15 protein-coding genes and 1 riboswitch are annotated in these 15,368 nt (G+C 71.6%); of the genes, 10 read left to right on the plus strand and 5 right to left on the minus strand.

Features of this window, described 5'->3' with window-relative positions; translation table 11 throughout:
- Positions 1-88: 88 nt before the first annotated feature.
- Positions 89-682 carry a DinB family protein gene (locus OHT01_RS37030; protein ID WP_328557484.1) on the minus strand — a complete coding sequence of 198 codons (594 nt, stop codon included), beginning with the start codon at positions 680-682 and terminating at the stop codon, positions 89-91.
- A 348-nt stretch (positions 683-1,030) separates the two neighbouring features.
- Here OHT01_RS37030 and OHT01_RS37035 point away from each other — a divergent pair, with 348 nt between their 5' ends.
- The gene (locus OHT01_RS37035) at positions 1,031-1,405 is read left to right on the plus strand and encodes a VOC family protein (protein ID WP_328557485.1); all 375 of its coding nucleotides are present in this window, start codon (positions 1,031-1,033) and stop codon (positions 1,403-1,405) included.
- A gap of 156 nt (positions 1,406-1,561) precedes the next feature.
- Here OHT01_RS37035 and OHT01_RS37040 read toward each other — a convergent pair whose 3' ends face one another.
- Positions 1,562-1,891 carry a hypothetical protein gene (locus OHT01_RS37040; RefSeq protein ID WP_328557486.1) on the minus strand — a complete coding sequence of 110 codons (330 nt, stop codon included), beginning with the start codon at positions 1,889-1,891 and terminating at the stop codon, positions 1,562-1,564.
- Positions 1,892-2,092: 201 nt separating this feature from the next.
- Here OHT01_RS37040 and OHT01_RS37045 point away from each other — a divergent pair, with 201 nt between their 5' ends.
- The 3 genes from OHT01_RS37045 (at position 2,093) to OHT01_RS37055 (ending at position 4,119) form a co-directional block, all read left to right on the plus strand.
- Entirely contained in the window at positions 2,093-2,797 is a 705-nt protein-coding gene (locus OHT01_RS37045; RefSeq protein WP_328557487.1) for a beta-glucanase, read from the plus strand.
- A 170-nt stretch (positions 2,798-2,967) separates the two neighbouring features.
- Complete coding sequence (locus OHT01_RS37050; protein WP_328557488.1) at positions 2,968-3,141, plus strand: hypothetical protein; 174 nt, start codon at positions 2,968-2,970, stop codon at positions 3,139-3,141.
- A gap of 231 nt (positions 3,142-3,372) precedes the next feature.
- On the plus strand, positions 3,373-4,119 hold the full coding sequence (locus OHT01_RS37055) for an alpha/beta hydrolase (RefSeq protein ID WP_328557489.1): 747 nt from the start codon (positions 3,373-3,375) through the stop codon (positions 4,117-4,119).
- Here the strand turns inward: OHT01_RS37055 and OHT01_RS37060 are convergent.
- Positions 4,116-4,346, minus strand: a complete 231-nt coding sequence (locus tag OHT01_RS37060) for a hypothetical protein (RefSeq protein WP_328557490.1) — start codon at positions 4,344-4,346, stop codon at positions 4,116-4,118. The two genes, OHT01_RS37055 and OHT01_RS37060, sit on opposite strands and share 4 nt — an antisense overlap.
- A gap of 477 nt (positions 4,347-4,823) precedes the next feature.
- Positions 4,824-4,996, plus strand: a riboswitch (cyclic di-AMP (ydaO/yuaA leader).
- A gap of 7 nt (positions 4,997-5,003) precedes the next feature.
- Here OHT01_RS37060 and OHT01_RS37065 point away from each other — a divergent pair.
- The gene (locus tag OHT01_RS37065) at positions 5,004-6,890 is read left to right on the plus strand and encodes a C40 family peptidase (RefSeq protein ID WP_328557491.1); all 1,887 of its coding nucleotides are present in this window, start codon (positions 5,004-5,006) and stop codon (positions 6,888-6,890) included.
- Positions 6,891-7,017: 127 nt separating this feature from the next.
- On the opposite strand, the gene OHT01_RS37070 is transcribed toward OHT01_RS37065, so the two are convergent.
- On the minus strand, positions 7,018-7,335 hold the full coding sequence (locus OHT01_RS37070; protein ID WP_328557492.1) for a hypothetical protein: 318 nt from the start codon (positions 7,333-7,335) through the stop codon (positions 7,018-7,020).
- 188 nt (positions 7,336-7,523) lie between these two features.
- Here OHT01_RS37070 and OHT01_RS37075 point away from each other — a divergent pair, with 188 nt between their 5' ends.
- The 4 genes from OHT01_RS37075 (at position 7,524) to OHT01_RS37090 (ending at position 11,459) form a co-directional block, all read left to right on the plus strand.
- Positions 7,524-8,102, plus strand: coding sequence for a PadR family transcriptional regulator (locus OHT01_RS37075; RefSeq protein ID WP_328557493.1), 579 nt, complete (start codon positions 7,524-7,526; stop codon positions 8,100-8,102).
- Between the two features lie 84 nt (positions 8,103-8,186).
- On the plus strand, positions 8,187-9,362 hold the full coding sequence (locus tag OHT01_RS37080; RefSeq protein ID WP_328557494.1) for a DUF2306 domain-containing protein: 1,176 nt from the start codon (positions 8,187-8,189) through the stop codon (positions 9,360-9,362).
- A gap of 347 nt (positions 9,363-9,709) precedes the next feature.
- Entirely contained in the window at positions 9,710-10,522 is an 813-nt protein-coding gene (locus OHT01_RS37085) for a hypothetical protein (RefSeq protein WP_328557495.1), read from the plus strand.
- 238 nt (positions 10,523-10,760) lie between these two features.
- A complete protein-coding gene (locus OHT01_RS37090; RefSeq protein WP_328557496.1) occupies positions 10,761-11,459 on the plus strand; it encodes a hypothetical protein in 699 nt (232 codons plus the stop codon).
- A gap of 78 nt (positions 11,460-11,537) precedes the next feature.
- On the opposite strand, the gene OHT01_RS37095 is transcribed toward OHT01_RS37090, so the two are convergent.
- Positions 11,538-12,725, minus strand: coding sequence for a PP2C family protein-serine/threonine phosphatase (locus tag OHT01_RS37095; RefSeq protein ID WP_405918586.1), 1,188 nt, complete (start codon positions 12,723-12,725; stop codon positions 11,538-11,540).
- A 411-nt stretch (positions 12,726-13,136) separates the two neighbouring features.
- On the opposite strand from OHT01_RS37095, the gene OHT01_RS37100 reads away from it, so the two are divergent.
- Entirely contained in the window at positions 13,137-15,233 is a 2,097-nt protein-coding gene (locus OHT01_RS37100; protein WP_328557498.1) for a DUF1996 domain-containing protein, read from the plus strand.
- Positions 15,234-15,368: the final 135 nt, after the last annotated feature.

Here is a 15,368-nt window from a genome sequence, read left to right on the forward strand (position 1 = left end):
GAACCTCAAACCCTGTACCGGGCCCGTGACCGTGCCCGACGGCCGACCCGCTCGATCTCACGTGCTGCCCCAGCAGATCCACCCGGCGTCAGGTGTCCCGGTCGGCCTCCCGGGCCGCGCGTTCCAGGCGGTCGCGGTAGTCCTCCCACCATGCCGAGTCGCCCGGCGCCATGCTGTCGTTGCCCCTGGTCATACCGACGGTCCCGTCCAGGAGTTCCCGGAGGATGTCGGCGTGTCCGGCGTGCCGTTGCGTATCGGAGATCACGCGCACGACGGCGTGATGCAACGTCACCTCGTCCTTCCCGGCGGGCCACCACGGCACCCTGCCCGTCGTCTCCAGCGCCAGGTCGTCGATCGTCGCGTCCGCGTGTGCCCAGGCACGGCGGTAGAGCGCCACGATGTGCTCGCGTGACTCGTCGGGGGTGACCCACATGTCCGCGTTCGGCTCGGCGCCCTCCTCGACCCAGGGCAGTGGCTCACCGGACGGCCGTCCGAAGGTGTCGCCGAGGTAGCCGAGTTCTACGGTCGCCACGTGTTTGACCAGGCCGAGAAGATTGGTGCCGGTCGGCGTGAGCGGGCGTCGGATGTCGTACTCCGAGAGACTTTCGAGCTTCCACAGCAGGGCGTCGCGAGCCGACTGGAGGTAGTGGTGGAGGTCGGCCTTGGGGTCCGGTGAGGTCATGGCAGCAGTCTGCCGCTCACGTGATCCGCGTCCACCGCGTTTCGGTGACTGGCGGCGAACCGGCCTGCCGGGACGGGGGGTTGGACATGACCGTACGACCTCAGGCCGGTCCGGGTCTCCGCGCCGGCCCGTACCTCTGCGCATGTTGTCGTGGCCGAGGTGATCCAGTAGGGTCCCTCGACGTGAACACCGGACCGGCGCTACGCCACACACGGATCGGCCATCCGGTGGAGGGCTGATCGCACAGCGGGTGCGCGGAAGGCACCCGCTCTGTTCGGCACGCGGACCTCCCGGTGCTTGTGCACCGAGAGTCCACTTTCCGTGTCGAACCCCATTGAGGTCAGCCGCATGACCGTCACGTTCAACCACACCATCATCGCTGCCAAGGACCGCCACGAGTCCGCGCGCTTCCTCCGGGAGCTGCTGGAACTGCCGGAGGCGCCCTCCTGGGGCCTGTTCGTCAACATCCAGCTCTCCGATGGCGTGCTGCTGCAGTTCGCCGAGCCGCCGGTGGAGATCCAGATGCAGCACTACGCGTTCCTCGTCGACGACGAGCTGTTCGATCGGGCGTACCGGCGGCTCTGCGACCACGGCGTCGAGCACTGGGCCGATCCCCAAATGCGACGCGCGGGCGAGATCAACAACGAGCACGGCGGACGAGGCGTGTACTTCAAGGACCCGTCCGGCCACGCCATCGAGTTGATCACCCGCCCGTACCTGTAAGGAGCGCGGACCCCGGTCGGGCACCCGGGACAGGGTGCCCGACCGGGCGATCAGCCGAGCCGAAACCACCAGGTGGACCGGAGTCGCGCCGACTTGCCGCCCCTGGGACGCGGAGGCCCGCCGGATCTGCCGGAGCTGCGCTGGACGGCGTACGGCTCAGCTCCGGCTCCGCTGCCGCAGGCGGGTCCGGGCCTGGTGGCGGATCCGCTTGGTGCGACCGCCGTCGGCGAGGATCTCCAGGGCCGTGCCGTTCGACTCCTCGGACATCTTGAGCTGGAGCCAGTTCGACGATTCGAGCAACTCGTCCGTCTGCCACGGCTGTTCCAGCGTGACGGCCCGGACGAGGGACCACTCGCGCAGGCGCTGGATCAGGAACGGATTCCCGAGGAGGCCCGCGCCATCACGCGGGCCTCCTCGATGACCGATACCGATGACCGATACCGAAGACCGATAGCGATGATCCGTGAAGGTACGCCCTTCACGCACTCTCCCGAAGCCGGTCGGCGGAGCCCGCGTACCCGCCGCCCGGTGCACAAGGGTCGGTACACAGGCGTGCGGTACGCCCGGATGCGGCCGTTTCACCCCGAAGGGTTGTTTTGTGGCGGGTCGTGGTGAACGGGGTGTGGGCGCGGGTGGCTCGGGGAGAACCTGTGCCGTACGCGAAACGCCGTCATCGAGGAGTGCCGCGTGTCCGATCTCGTCTTCACAGCGGATTTCGCCTCGGCCGGGCAATGGGTCGCGGGCCACTCCTGGGCCTATCCCGACGGCGGCCCGGTCAATCCGGGCGACGGCAAACTCGACCATCTGGTGACCGATCCCGCCTACAGCCGGACGGGTCGCTTCCGGGCCACCCGACGACCGGACGGCGGATGGGACGCGGGCCTTCTGACCACCGAGGGCAGCGCGGACGGTTTCATGGTCCGCGCGGGCGACGTGCTGGAGACCCGGGTCAGGCTGCCCACGGTGACCGGCGCCTGGCCGGCCATCTGGACCTGGCGGGACGGCGGTCAGGAGATCGACGTCTTCGAGTACCACCCGGACAACCCCGACCTGCTGGAACTCTCCAACCATGTACGGCGTACCCAGCACTACTACCGGGACCCGGCCATTCGTCCGGGCGCCTGGGTCGACCTCGTGGTCGAGTTCGGCGCCCAGCGTGTCGTGTGGTGGGTCAACGGAGTCCGTGCCTTCGACGACCGGCGCGGAGTGGGCAGAACCTGGCATGCCTGTCTCATCGTCAATCTGTCCGTGTGCGCCGGGCGTTACCACCCGCCGCCGCCCCCCACCGCCACCGAGATGGACTTCGAGGTGGCCCATCTGACCGTCCGCAGGCCCAGGTCCGACGGCCCGTTCCCCGCGGTGGCGGAGCAGGAGCTCGACCTCCTCGACTGATGCATTGCGGCGCTCGTCCTGCCTGCCGCCTCGACCGCCGCGGACAGGTCGCGCACCGCGAGCGGGAACAGGTCCTCCGCGGGTGCATCCGCCGGGGTCCCCGGCACGGAAGTACGGCATCAGAAGCGACGATGCGCTCGTGCACGTCGCGCCGACGGGTGCCGAGGACCATGACGAATCCGCAACCGGGGCAGGACGCCCCCGAGGCCGCGTACGTCAGCCACGTCGGCAACTGCCGTACGTGCCAACGGGAGTCGGGACGCTGCCCGCGGGCCGCCAGCCTGTGGCGTCTCTACCAGGAGTGGCGCAACGGCTACCGCGCCCGGCCCGAGGACCCGGCGTGAGCGCGGGACGACCGCCCGGGTGAGCGGCGGCGGACGAGTGCCCCGGTCTCGGGCGGACGAGTGGCCCTCCCCGGGCCCGGTCCTCCGCCTCGGTCACGCGCGCCGCGGTACGTGCGAGGTGTCACCAATCCGGGATCTCCTCGGTTACGGATAACCATTGCTCGGTGAGACGATCCCTCCTCCCGGTCGAGTGCGAGGCGTGGAGAAGCGCCCTGAAGGTGGAGAGGTGCCATGCGAGGCTCTGCTCGGATGTCGGCGGACGATGTGTCCGGGCCCGGAGTGGTTGACGCGCCCGCGGCACTGGTGCCGTTTCGCGTCGCCCGTCCGGGCTCGGGTCCGACGCGTGCCGCCGTACTGGTCCTGCACGGTGGCACCGCGGACAGTAGGGCGCCGGTACGGCCGTGGAACGTCGCCCGGTTGCGGATGCGGCCCTTCCTGCGCGCCGTGACGCGTGCTCTGCCGGACGAGGGCACGTTCGTCGGTGAGGTGCGCTACCGGCACAGGGGGTGGAACGGCGCGGACGCCGACCCGCTCGTCGATGTCCTGCGGGCGCTGGCCGAACTCGCCGACCTGGTGGGGGAGGTGCCGGTCGTGCTCGTGGGACATTCGATGGGCGGCCGTGCCGCACTGCGTGCCGCGACCGCGCCGCAGGTCAGGGCCGTGGTGGCGCTCGCGCCGTGGTGCCCGGAGGGTGAGCCGGTCGCCCACCTCCAAAACACGCGGGTGATCGTGCTGCACGGCGACCGGGACCGGGTCACCGATCCCAAGGAGTCGTTCGCTCTCGTCCGCCGGGCCGCGGAGGCGGGCTCCTCCGCGAGTGCCGTGCGGGTCGAGGGCGGTGACCACGCGATGCTCCGGCGCGCCCGGACCTGGCATCGGGCCACGGGTTCGGCGGTCGCCGACCTGGTGACCCGGGCCGTCGACGGGTCGGGAACCCTCCCCGTCGACGAGCCGGGCCGCGAACCCGGCGTTCTCTAGCGGCCGGGTCCGGCCGGCCGGTCGTCGAGGTCCGGACCGGGGGAGAAGGCGCGGCGGCTGCCGGACGCGAGTCGTGCGGCGGACGCGGGAAGCGGGACGCCCGTGGAGGGATCCCAGCTCAGGATCCACTCGAAGTCGCGTTGCAGCCGACGGGCTTCGCTCCGGACGAGCGTGGGTATGTCGCCGCGTTCGGAGATCAGTTGGGCATAGATCGGCGCATCGTGCACGTGGGGATCCTCGGCTCGCTCTCGTGGTCTTCCGTGCCTCGAAGGTAGGGCCGGGACGTGGCCGTAGCGGTCATCCGGCCAGCTCGGCCAGAACCGGTCAAGGTGTGACCATCGGGCGCCGTCGATGTTGAACGGGATGTCAGTGAACGTCAGTTGCGCGCACACTTCCGACAGGCGTGCGACCGCGGCGCGTTTGCGCCCCCGGTCGGGACAGGCTGGACCGGGTCGGCCCGACCGGGTTCGGGCCGGGGTCTGGAGTGGAGTCCGGACGGGACCGGGGTGCCGATCGCCTCAACGGACGTGGTCGGACGTCGTTTCGAGTACGCCGTGTGTCCTCGCCGTTGCGCTGCGAGGTGATGCGATGAAGGTCACGAAAATGTATCGGACATCTGGGACGTGGATCTTCACATCGGGTGCACATCATGGCTAAGTTGGCCAGCAGGCCGTCCGACTCCCTCCGGCGAAGTTCGCCGGGCGGTGCGGCCTCCGCCGAGTCCGGCCTGTTCTCGTGACAGCTGGAGCCGGGGACCCACCGAACTTGGGGTGAATCGACCCAACTGCCTTACGGGGCAGGGGTCGTAGGGCATACCTTCCGGAATCGTCCGCCCGAACCCGACAGCTAACCCGGTAGGCGGATGACGGAAGGAGCACCACTCCATGGCGCCGGAACACACCCCGCCCAGTGGCGAAGAAGTCCGCCGACGGCTTTCGTCCCTCTACGACCAGGCGGAGAGCGCCACCGGCAACTTCAACGCCACCCGCGCCTCGGCGAACCGCACCCGCAGGCCCAACCGGCGAGTCGTCGGCCAGGGACGGGCGGAGGTCGACCCCGCCCAGGAAGCTCTGATGCAGCAGTGGTTCGACGGGGCTCGTTCCCGGTACGGACCCTCGGCCCCGGCCATCCTGCCCGCCGACAGGCAACCGGACCGCGGCACGGGAGGCGCCCGTCCGACGGAGGGTGCGAGACGGCCGAAGGAGCTCCCGGCGGAGCTCCCGACGGTGTATCAACTGGAGCAGATCGGCCGACCCGTAGCCGAGTTGGCGGCGGCACCGGTGCGAGAGCTGACCGCGGGTCCGAGTCCGGAACCGGCCGCTCGCCCTGTCCTGGAACTGACGGCGGGCTCGGGTGCCGAGATGACGCCCGGGCGGGTCCCGGCTGTGCCGGGAGCCGAGGCGGCGGTCCTCGCGGCGCTCCCGGCGGCGTCCGCTCCGGCCGCCGCGCCGCAGAAGTCCTCGCTGCACATGAAGAAGGACAGCGCTCGGCGCAAACTGGCCGCCGCGCAGGAGCTGTTGTCGCGGCACGCGGCGCGCCAGAGCGGGCCGGTCGTCCAGGCCCAGGCGGTCGAGTACCGGCCGGTGGCGGAGCCCCAACTCCCTTCGTTCCAGCCGACACCCCAGGCTCCGGCGTTCCAGTCGACAGCTCAGGCTCCGGCGTTCCAGCAGGTGCCCCAGCCCGCAGCCTTCCAGTCGACACCCCAGGCTCCGGCGTTTCAGCCGACAGCTCAGGCTCCGACGTTCCAGCAAGCGCCCCAGCCTCCGGCCTTCCAGCAGGCGCCGCAGCCCGCGCCGTTCCAACCGGCGCCGCAGTCGGTGGCGTTCGAGCCGGCCCCCGTGCCCGCTGCCTACGCGTCGGCCCCCGCGGCCCCCGCGTTTCCTTCGGCCCCTCAGCCTCCTGAGTCCCGGTCGGTGCTGCTGCCTCTCGCGTACGAGGCGGCGGCCCAGCCCACTTCGTTCGAGGCGGCGCCGCAGCCACCCGAGTACCGGTCCGTGCTCTTGCCTCTCGCCTACGAGTCGGCGCCGCAGCCCGCCTCGTACGAGGCGCCCCAGCCTGCCGAGTCCCGGTCGGTGCTCCTGCCCCTCTCGTACGAGTCGGCGCCCACGCCCCCCTCATACGCACCGGCGCCGGCGCCCGCCTCGTACGAGTCGGCACCCACGCCCCCCTCGTACGCACCGGCGTCGGCGCCCGCCTCGTACCAGTCGGCCCCCATGCCTCCCGCGTACGAGGCGGCGGCCCGGCCCCCCTCGTACGATCCGGCGCCCCGGCCCGCCGACGAGGCCTGGCGGGAGCCGTTGCGGACCGCCAGGGAGCAGGTGTGGCCCGCCGCCCCCGGACCCGCCGACACGAGTTCCGGGTTCAGCATCGACAGCCTCGTCGCCGGCGCCGCCCCCCCCGTCGTCGGACATGACAGCAGGGCGGCGGAGGCGGTCGCCTTCGCCCGTGCGCAGATCGGCAGACCGTGCGTGTGGGGAGCGTCGGGACCCGGTTCGTACGACCCGTCCGGACTCACCCAGGCGGCCTGGAAGAGTGCCGGGGTCATGCTGCCCCGGGCGACGCACGACCAGGCGCAGGTCGGCCCGGCGATCGCCCTTCCCGGCATCCAGCCGGGTGACCTGGTCTTCTTCCACGCCAACCTGAGTCACGTCGGCCTGTACGTCGGCGACGGCATGATGGTCCACGCCCCGAGCCCCGGAGCGCGCATCGCCGAGGAGTCGATCGAGTACGCCGGACAGGCCGCGATCCACAGCGTCGTACGGCCGGTCTGAGATCCCGTCGTACGGCCGGTCCGGGACGTGGTGTACCGGTCCGGGGCGTGGTGTACGGCCGGTCCGAGGTCCGGCCCGGACGTCGCGCGGGCCTGGTCGTCCGTGAGGCCGGTCGGCCGCCGCGTCGTCAGAATTCCCGGTCGATCCCGGTGACGGCCGCGGGTCCCAGCGGAGCGTCGTCCTCGGACAGGCCGCTGTCACGGAGCGCGTCGGCGACCAGCCGCACGGCTTCGGCTTCGGCGCTCCTCTGGTTCGCCGCCTCGACTTCGAGCCGGACGGAGAACGTGTTGTTCTCGTCCACGGTCAGCAGGCTCAGCTCCTCGCTCTCGCCCAGGTCCGTGTTCTGCGGATCCTGAGGGCGAAGCCTGCGTTCCACGTCGGCACGGGAGCCGTCCGAGAGGCCGTGGACGAACGTTCCGGGAACGGTGATGACGTAGGTGGTCACAGGAACTCCTTGTGCGGGTGCCCGTCGGGCCTGACGTGCGGTCGGCTGTGTGATCGCCCGTCTACCCCGCATTGTGCCGGGCACCCGGAGCTTCTTCGCGTCGGGCGCCGGCCGCCGGGCGATCGTGCCGGGGCAACCGTGCGGGCGGTGCCCGCCACCCGGTGATCGCGTGGCGATACCGTCGCCCCATGGCTGACGCTCGGTTGACCACCGCCTCGTATCTCGTCCTCGGCATCATCGACAAGCTGGGCGAGGCCAGCGCCTACGACGTCAAGGTGGAGGCGGCGCGTACGGTCGCGCCCTTCTGGTCGGTTCCGCACGCGCAGGTGTACGCGCAGTGCGACCGTCTCCTCGACGCCGGGCTCCTGTCGCAGGTGCGACAGGAGAGCGGCCGCAACCGCCGGGTGCTCACGCTGACGGACCAGGGCAGGGCGGCTCTGCGGGGCTGGCTGGAGGACCCTGCCTTCGTCCCGGTCGAGGCGCGGGAACGCGGCATCCTCAAGCTGTGGTTCGGCGGCCGGCCCGAACTGCTCGGCCCCGTACAGCTCGACGAGCACCACCGGACCCTGGGTGACTACGAGGAACTCGCGGAGAGCGTCGGGGAGTTGCTGACGCGCGGGCAGCGGGACGCGCTGGAGTTCGGAATCCGGTACGAGCGGATGATGATCGATTTCTGGCGATGGGTCCAGCGCCGGGACGAGCACACGGAGGACAGGACGGAGGACGGCACGGAAGCGGAGGCGGACGAGGACACGACAGACCGTTGACCCGGACGGTGGACGGCCCTACCGTCTCGATAGTCCAAACGAGACTATCGATGGTCGGGCCGCGACCACGGGCAAGGAGTTGTCGTGCGTCGTTCAACCGGGAACACCTGGCGTCGCGTCGCCCTGACAGCCGTATCGGTCGTGTGCGTGGGCTACGCGCCGATCGCGATGACCGAGCTGTGGCCGTACGCGCGTCCCGGCGCGCCGGCGTTCGGCGAGTGGATCCTGGCGCACGCGGTCTCGCCGCGCTACGTGGCCGACGCGCTGGCCACCCGGATCGGGCCGTACCGCCACAGCCTCGTGCCGATGATCGTGCACTCCGTGCTCGGCGGGGTGCTGATGCTGCTCGGCCCCGCGCAGGTGCTCACCGCCGTAAGGCGACGTACGCGGCTGCACCGGGTTCTCGGAGTGGTCTTCGCGGTCACGGTGTACGCCTCGATGGCCGGCGCCGCGCTGTACCTGGCGCGCACGGCTCCCGGGGACGCCTTCAGCGGCGCCGCGTTCTGGATCGTGCTCGCGACCATACTGGTGGGCACCGTGATGAGCGTGACGTTCGGTGTGCTCGCCGCCGTCGGCGGGTTCCCCGACCTGCATCAGCGCTGGATGCTGCTCTGCTACGGCTTCCTGCTGACCGCTCCGCTGCTCCGGTTCGAGTGGGGTGGCCTGCCGCTGATCCTGCCCGGCCTGTCCATGGCCCAGATCAACCAGGTGGCCACCATGCATCTGGGTTCGGTCGTCGCGTTCGGGGCGCTGATCGCCTCGCGCTCCCTCGACCGGCGGCGGACGGTCGCCGGGGTGTCCGGCTCCTGGGCGCCTGTTCCCGTCCTGGCCGTCGCGCACCTGGCGGGAGCCGCCGCGTTGACCTGGATCGTGCGCGCCTCCCTGGACTTCGGCACACAGGGGCGCCGGCTCCTGCTCGCCTATCTCCTTCCGTACGCCGTCTCGTACGCGGTGATGGCGTTCCGCGCCCTGCGCGCCGGCCGGGAAGGCCGCCTCTGGGCGCGGGAGGAGTGGCGGCTGCACTGGGTGGCGCTGTGTCTGGCGCCGGTGCTGTCGGCCGGGGCCGCTCCGGTCCTCGAACGATCGCTGGGGCTCGACGGGCTCACGGCGCTGGCCGCCGGGGCGGCGATCGGCTGTGGGGTGCTGGCGTTCGCCGCGACCTTGATGGTGAGCCTGCGTGTCATGTACGCACGAGAGGTCCTCAAGCGGGCCGTACCCGCCCGCGACGCGGCCTCCCGCCTCACGACGCCGGTCTCCTGACCCCTCGTCCGTCCCGTCCTCGCCCCACCCATGCGCCTCTCGCGCTCTCACCCCGCACCCCTCCCGGCTCGTCCCCCGCGAGCGAGCCCTCGTGATCCCCGTCCGGAAACGGAATGCCCATGCCGAACGCGAACGCGTCAGACCTGCCCCGGCACGACGACCGCACGGGGCCCCCGCAGCCTCCACGCGAGGTTCGAGAGATTCGCGAGTCACCGGAGGCACCTGAGTCATCTGTGTCGCCTGAGCTGCATGAGGCCTGTGAGTCGCGCGATGTGCCGGTGGGCGCGGTGGGGCATGCTGCCGGGCGCCTCGCCGCAGGCGGACGGCCGCTGACGCCAGGGGTGGCGATGCTGGCCACCGCGGTCGCCGTGGTCAGCGTTCTCGTCGGCGGACTGCTGGCGGCCGTGGCCCTCACGGGGCACGTCTTCGGTGCTTGGCGCTCTCCCGAGTCGCTGACTCCGGGGCTGATCGGCGCGGCGATGCTCGGTACGGCTCCCGGCCTGTTCACGGTCGGCCGGGCCCGCGCCTGGCACGAGGTCCGCACCCTCGTCCTCCCGCTGGCCGTGGTGCTGTTGGGTCTGTTCTCGGTGAGCGTGCTCAACGCCGGGCACCTGTACGTCGCGCGGGGCGGCTCCGTCGTCCCGGTGCTGTTCAGTCTCGGCTGGCTGTTCACGCTCGGTGTGCTGTGCGTGTGCGCCCTGGTCGCGCTGGCCTGGCAGTACCTCACCCCCGCCGAGCCGCTGCGTCCGCGTGTCGCGCCTCTTCCCGGCTGGTCGAAACCGGCGTTGGCCGTGCTCGGCTCGGCGTGGCTCGGTATCGGTACGGGACTGCTGGCCCGGCCCGGATTCTGGGCCGATTTCGTGCCGTGGAGCGTCGGCCGCCCCGACGCGCAGGCGCTCGGGGTGTGGGCGCTGGCCCTCGGTGTCGGCGTGCTCGGCGCGCTCGCCGAGGACGACCTCGGCCGCACCGGCCCGGCCCTGATCGCCCTGCCGGGCACCGCCGTCACCGTGGCGGTCGTGCTGGCCTGTCGCGCCTCTGCCGTCGACTGGACCTCCGGCCCGGGGCTCTGCCTCGTCTCCATGGTCGCCGGGCTGCTGCTGGCCGGTGCCGCCGGACGGGCCCTGCTGGCGAAGGCCTCGGCACCGCGACCCCGGCCCTGAGGGCGGTCAAGATCGATCAGCCCAACTCTGCTTTGAATCAATGTATTTGACGCACAGTCACCTCGATGTGAAGGTGGCGACCGACTCTCGCGGAGTACGGACGGGAGGCTTCGCTGCCGACTCCCGGAAGCGTTGTCCCCTTCATTGTTTCCGGGCCGGGGCAGGGCCCTAGTCCACCCGCTGACGGCAGGATGCGAGGCGCTGGACGACGAGGAACGACGCTGGGGGTGGGACCCGTATGAGCCGCTGGCGGCGCCTTCCGGCCGAGCCGGAGCCGCAGCTGACAGCGCACCTGCGGAGCACGGTGTGGGGGCCCGCCGAGTTCGTCGGGCTGCCGCCCCGCCGGCTGGTGGGGGAGGGGATCCTCGCCGGGGTTCTCGGGGCAGGGTCGATCGTCGGTGCCGGAGTCGCCGGAGACCGGACCGGGGTGCCCGTACTGGCCAGCGGTGAGGCGGGGCTCGTGTGCGCCGGAGTCCTCGCCCTGCACCTCGTTCTCCTGCGCGCGGGGCGTGCCCTGGTCGGCATCGTCGCGGTGCTCGGCGTGTGTCTCGCCCTCCAGGCCCCGCAGGCCGCGGCGGACGTGGTGCAGGCGGACGGGGAGCGGGTGGCGCCCATGGTGGTCATGTCCGTCGACGACGCCGGACAGGCGGGCGCGGGCCGCACCCGCTACCTGTGCTCGGTGGTCGCCCGGGACGGCGCACCGCTCAAGGTCCGCGTCTGGCGGGGCTGCGGGCGGACCACGCGGCCGGGGGACGTGCTCGCCGTCGTCTACGACCCCGAGGGGCGGCTGCCGCCGCGCGCCCTGACCGGCGGACCGGTGACGACCGGGCCGTTGCGCGGTCTGGCGTCCCTGGCCGCCGCGCTCCTCGCGGGATGCGTGCTCGCGGTCGTCCGCTCCCGCCGCCTCACCCTCACCCCCGCGGTCTCCACCAGGTGAGTCCCCTCGGCGGCCGCCTCGGCAGCCCCCGTCGCCGGCTGCCACCGGTCGCCGCGCGGCTGTCCGGCGCCCGCCCGTTCACAGCGGGAGGATCACCAGCGCGGTGTCGTCGGTGATGCCGCCGGGCGGGAGCAGTTCGGACAGGAGGGCGTCGGCGAGGGCTTCGCGCTCGGCCCCACGGTGGCGGGTCAGGGCGGCGGCGAGACGTCCGAGACCGACGTCGATGTCCTCGACACGGCGCTCGATCAGACCGTCGGTGTACAGGACCAGCGTGTCGCCCGCGGCGAAGTCCGTGGTGGCCTCGGGGCGCGCCACATGTGAGGGCCGGGCACCGAGCGGCGGGTCGGTGGCCCGGTCCAGGAACTCCACCCTCCCGTCGCCGCGCAGGAGGGCGGGCGGCAGATGTCCGGCACTGCTGTAGGTGATGGTGTGATCCTCCCAGTCGATGCATGCCGTCACCGCCGTGGTGGACTCGGCGCCGTCGACGGAACGCGCGTACAGCCCGAGCACCTCAAGTGCCCGGGCTGGGCCGCTGGAGGCACGGGACGCGGCACTGAGGGCACTGCGCAACTGGCCCATGACACAGGCGGCGGACAGCCCGTGGCCCACGACGTCCCCCACCGCGACCGCCATACGGTCGCCGGTCAGCGCCACGAGGTCGTACCAGTCCCCGCACACGTTCAGTGAACTCGTGGCCGGCCGGTAGCGCACGGCGGCATGGTGCGGCCCCACCTGGTGCGGTGAGGGCAGCAGCGCGTCCTGGAGGGCGACGGCGACCTCCCGTTCGCGGGCATGGGCCCGCCGCAGGCGCTCGTTGACCTCCTGTAGCTCCCTGGCCCGCGTGTACAGCTCGGCCTGGAGCATGGGTGCCCGGTCGCCGTGCGTCAGCCCGCCGCGGGCGCGGATGAGTTCGGTGACCTCCTCCACCCGGTGGACCAGCAGCGCCACATTGCCGTCCTTGTCGAGCACGGGGGCGTTGACCGGGCTCCAGTACCGCTCCTCCCAGACACCCGGCCGGTCCAAGGACTCCACGTCGTACCGCTGCAGCGCCATGGCGTCGCGCTCCCCGGTCTCCACCACCCGGCGCAGGGACGCCGCCAGATTCCGCATCCCGTTGGAAGCGGGATCGTCAGGCCGGTCGGGGAACACGTCGAACAGATACCGGCCGACAAGCTGCTCGCGGGAGCGGCCGGAGTTGCTCAGGTAGTCCTCGTTCGCGTCCACGAAGACCATTTGCGGGGTGAGCAGCGCGACCATGCCGGGCATGGCGTGGAAGACACCCCTGAAGTCGATCTCCGCTCCCGCCACCTGTTCACCCGCCTCACGCCGCTGCCCTGGTCGTGCCCACGGTGGAAGCGGCGGAGCACCTTGGCCCTGCCCCACCTGCCCGGGTCACGGCCGGGGCCCGCATCCAGGACGCACGTGTGGTGCAGTGTTCCCATCAGGCCACCGCTCGGTTCCCCGTGCAACCCCGGAGGTGCCGGGGCAGCCCCGGGCCCGTGCCCGGTACGCCCGGTACGAGCCGGTTTCCCGGTGCTCGCCGAAGTGCCCTCGGGCCGTTGCTCCGTACGGGGTTGCTGTGAATTCGAGAGACGTTTGAACACAATGAAACCCGCGCGCGTATGGAGGCAGGGGGATTTCCATGCCGAGCCGACCACGAAGCGTAGGAGCACCACCTTGGGACGCAACACGCGAAGACGCCCCACGGGCGCACGCCGCGCGACCTCTGCCGCTATCGCACTGATATTGGGCGGAGGCGGACTGCTGGCAGTCAACGTCTACGCATCGGCGACCGAGACCGGGGCGGGTGGCGACCCGACGGGCGTCCACGTCCTGTCCGCGGGTTCCGCCACCATCGACTGCCCCGACGTCGGGGAGCAGTTGAAGACGGTCCCGGACGCCGCCAAGGCGGATGTCGACAAGGAACTCGCCGGCCTGGACCAGCAGATCGCCGAGGCCTACCGGCAACTCCAGGCGAGCGCCGACCAGATGCAGCAGAGCGGCGACAGCGGCGCCGACGCGGTGATGAATCCGCTGAAGGAGAAGCGGGCCGAGTCGATCGGCCGCATCGTGGCCGCCATCGACGCCGCGGGCGACCCGCCGAGCGGGCTCGACACTCTCGCCCCCTGCATCCTGCGCCCCTCCGGCAATCTGCCCGGCACCGGCGCGGACACCAGCCAGAGTGCCGCGCCGCCGAACCAGGGGAGCGCGTCCCCGAGTCCGAGCGGTACGGCCCAGAACCAGGGCGGCACGCCGCCGTCGGCTCCCGTCGCCGGCGACTACGCCGACATCAAGTCCGTCCAGCCCAACGCGCAGAACGCGCAGCCCCAGGCCGACGCCTCCCGGGGCGAGTTCGTCACCAGCTGCGGTGTCAACGCCAACGGACTGTTCAACTCGGACAACGTGATCGTGGCTCCCGGTGTCAGCAACGGCGCCCACCACTTCCACGACTACGTCGGCAACCAGTCCAACACCGCCTTCGCCAGCGACGAAGACCTGGCCAAGGCCGACACCTCCTGCCAGGACAAGGGCGACAAGTCCACGTACTACTGGCCCGTGGTGCGCCTCCAGAACGGCAAGCAGGAACGCGACGCGGGCGCGCCCGGAGGCGGGACCGAGGGCAACGCCGGGCAGATCGTCACGCCCAAGCAGGTCACACTGACCTTCGTCGGCAACCCGCGCAGCAAGGTCACGGCGATGCCCCGCCTGCTGCGCATCATCACCGGTGATGCCAAGGCGTTCGTCAACGGCACCGCCAACGCCAACGCCTCCTGGAGCTGCACCGGCTTCGAGGACCGGCAGTTGAAGGACAAGTACCCGCTCTGCCCGCAGGGCAGCGACGTGGTGCGCACCTTCAAGTTCCAGAGCTGCTGGGACGGCGCGAACATCGACAGCGCCAACCACCGCACCCATGTGGCCTTCGCGGACGCGCAGGGCAACTGCCCCGGCGGTTTCAAGGCCATTCCGCAACTGGTACAGCGCATCGTCTACGCCATCAACGCACCGAGCCTCCAGGACGGCGGCCGTACGTCACCGCTGTTCGCGGTGGACTCCTTCCCCGAGCAGCTCCACAAGCCGGTCACGGACCACGGCGACTTCATCAACGTCTTCGACGAGAGCCTGATGAATCACATGGTCGACTGCATCAACACCGGCCGGAAGTGCGGCGCGGGCACCGGCAACGGTGGCGGCAACGGCAACGGCAACGGCAACGGCAACGGCAACGGTGGCGGACAGCAGGAGACGCCTCCGGCCACCGAAAAGCCGTCCCAGAGTGCCGAGCCGAACCCCTCGGAGGCGGACCCGAACCCTTCGGAAGCGGACCCGAACCCGTCCGAGGCGGACCCGAACCCCTCCGAGAACCCCTCCGAGGAGCCGGCGCCCACCACGGACGCCCCGTCCGACGGCAAGGGCGGCAAGGGCGGCACGGGCTCCGGTCACCACGGCGGCGGCCAGAGCACCGAGCCGGCGGGCGACGAAGCGACTCCCGCCACGGTCGAGCCCAAGTCCGACGTGACGTCGTCGGCCGATGACGGCTCGTCCGCCGCGCAGGAGACCCCGGGTGACGACCAGGGCGGCGAGGTGGGGACGCCCGCGCAGACGGAGCCGGCTGCCGGGGCCTACCCGTCGGCCACGTCGGGGATCGAGCCGCAGGCGGTCGGGACCGGCGGGCTCGCCGAGACCGGGGCGAACCTGTGGCCGGGCGTGTTCGGCGGGATCTTCGTCCTGTCCGGCATCTTCGTCCTCTACCGCATCCGACGCACCTACGGGTGACCCGGACCGGACCCGGACGGACGAGTCCGGCGGACGGATCCTGACGGACGAGTTTGAAGGGGGCTCGTGGCCTGTGCGAACAGGGCACGAGCCCCCTTCGCCGCTTTCCGGGCGGCCGTCTCGACCGGCGGTGTA

Source organism: Streptomyces sp. NBC_00358, from assembly GCF_036099295.1.
Taxonomy (GTDB): Bacteria; Actinomycetota; Actinomycetes; order Streptomycetales; family Streptomycetaceae; genus Streptomyces.

Coding starts and splice junctions, on each gene's coding strand:
- OHT01_RS37030 (WP_328557484.1), bottom strand. CDS start 682: ATGACCTCACCGGACCCCAAGGCCGACCTCCACCACTACCTCCAGTCG.
- OHT01_RS37035 (WP_328557485.1), top strand. CDS start 1,031: ATGACCGTCACGTTCAACCACACCATCATCGCTGCCAAGGACCGCCAC.
- OHT01_RS37050 (WP_328557488.1), top strand. CDS start 2,968: ATGACGAATCCGCAACCGGGGCAGGACGCCCCCGAGGCCGCGTACGTC.
- OHT01_RS37055 (WP_328557489.1), top strand. CDS start 3,373: ATGCGAGGCTCTGCTCGGATGTCGGCGGACGATGTGTCCGGGCCCGGA.
- OHT01_RS37065 (WP_328557491.1), top strand. CDS start 5,004: ATGGCGCCGGAACACACCCCGCCCAGTGGCGAAGAAGTCCGCCGACGG.
- OHT01_RS37075 (WP_328557493.1), top strand. CDS start 7,524: ATGGCTGACGCTCGGTTGACCACCGCCTCGTATCTCGTCCTCGGCATC.
- OHT01_RS37085 (WP_328557495.1), top strand. CDS start 9,710: ATGCTGGCCACCGCGGTCGCCGTGGTCAGCGTTCTCGTCGGCGGACTG.
- OHT01_RS37090 (WP_328557496.1), top strand. CDS start 10,761: ATGAGCCGCTGGCGGCGCCTTCCGGCCGAGCCGGAGCCGCAGCTGACA.
- OHT01_RS37095 (WP_405918586.1), bottom strand. CDS start 12,725: ATGCCCGGCATGGTCGCGCTGCTCACCCCGCAAATGGTCTTCGTGGAC.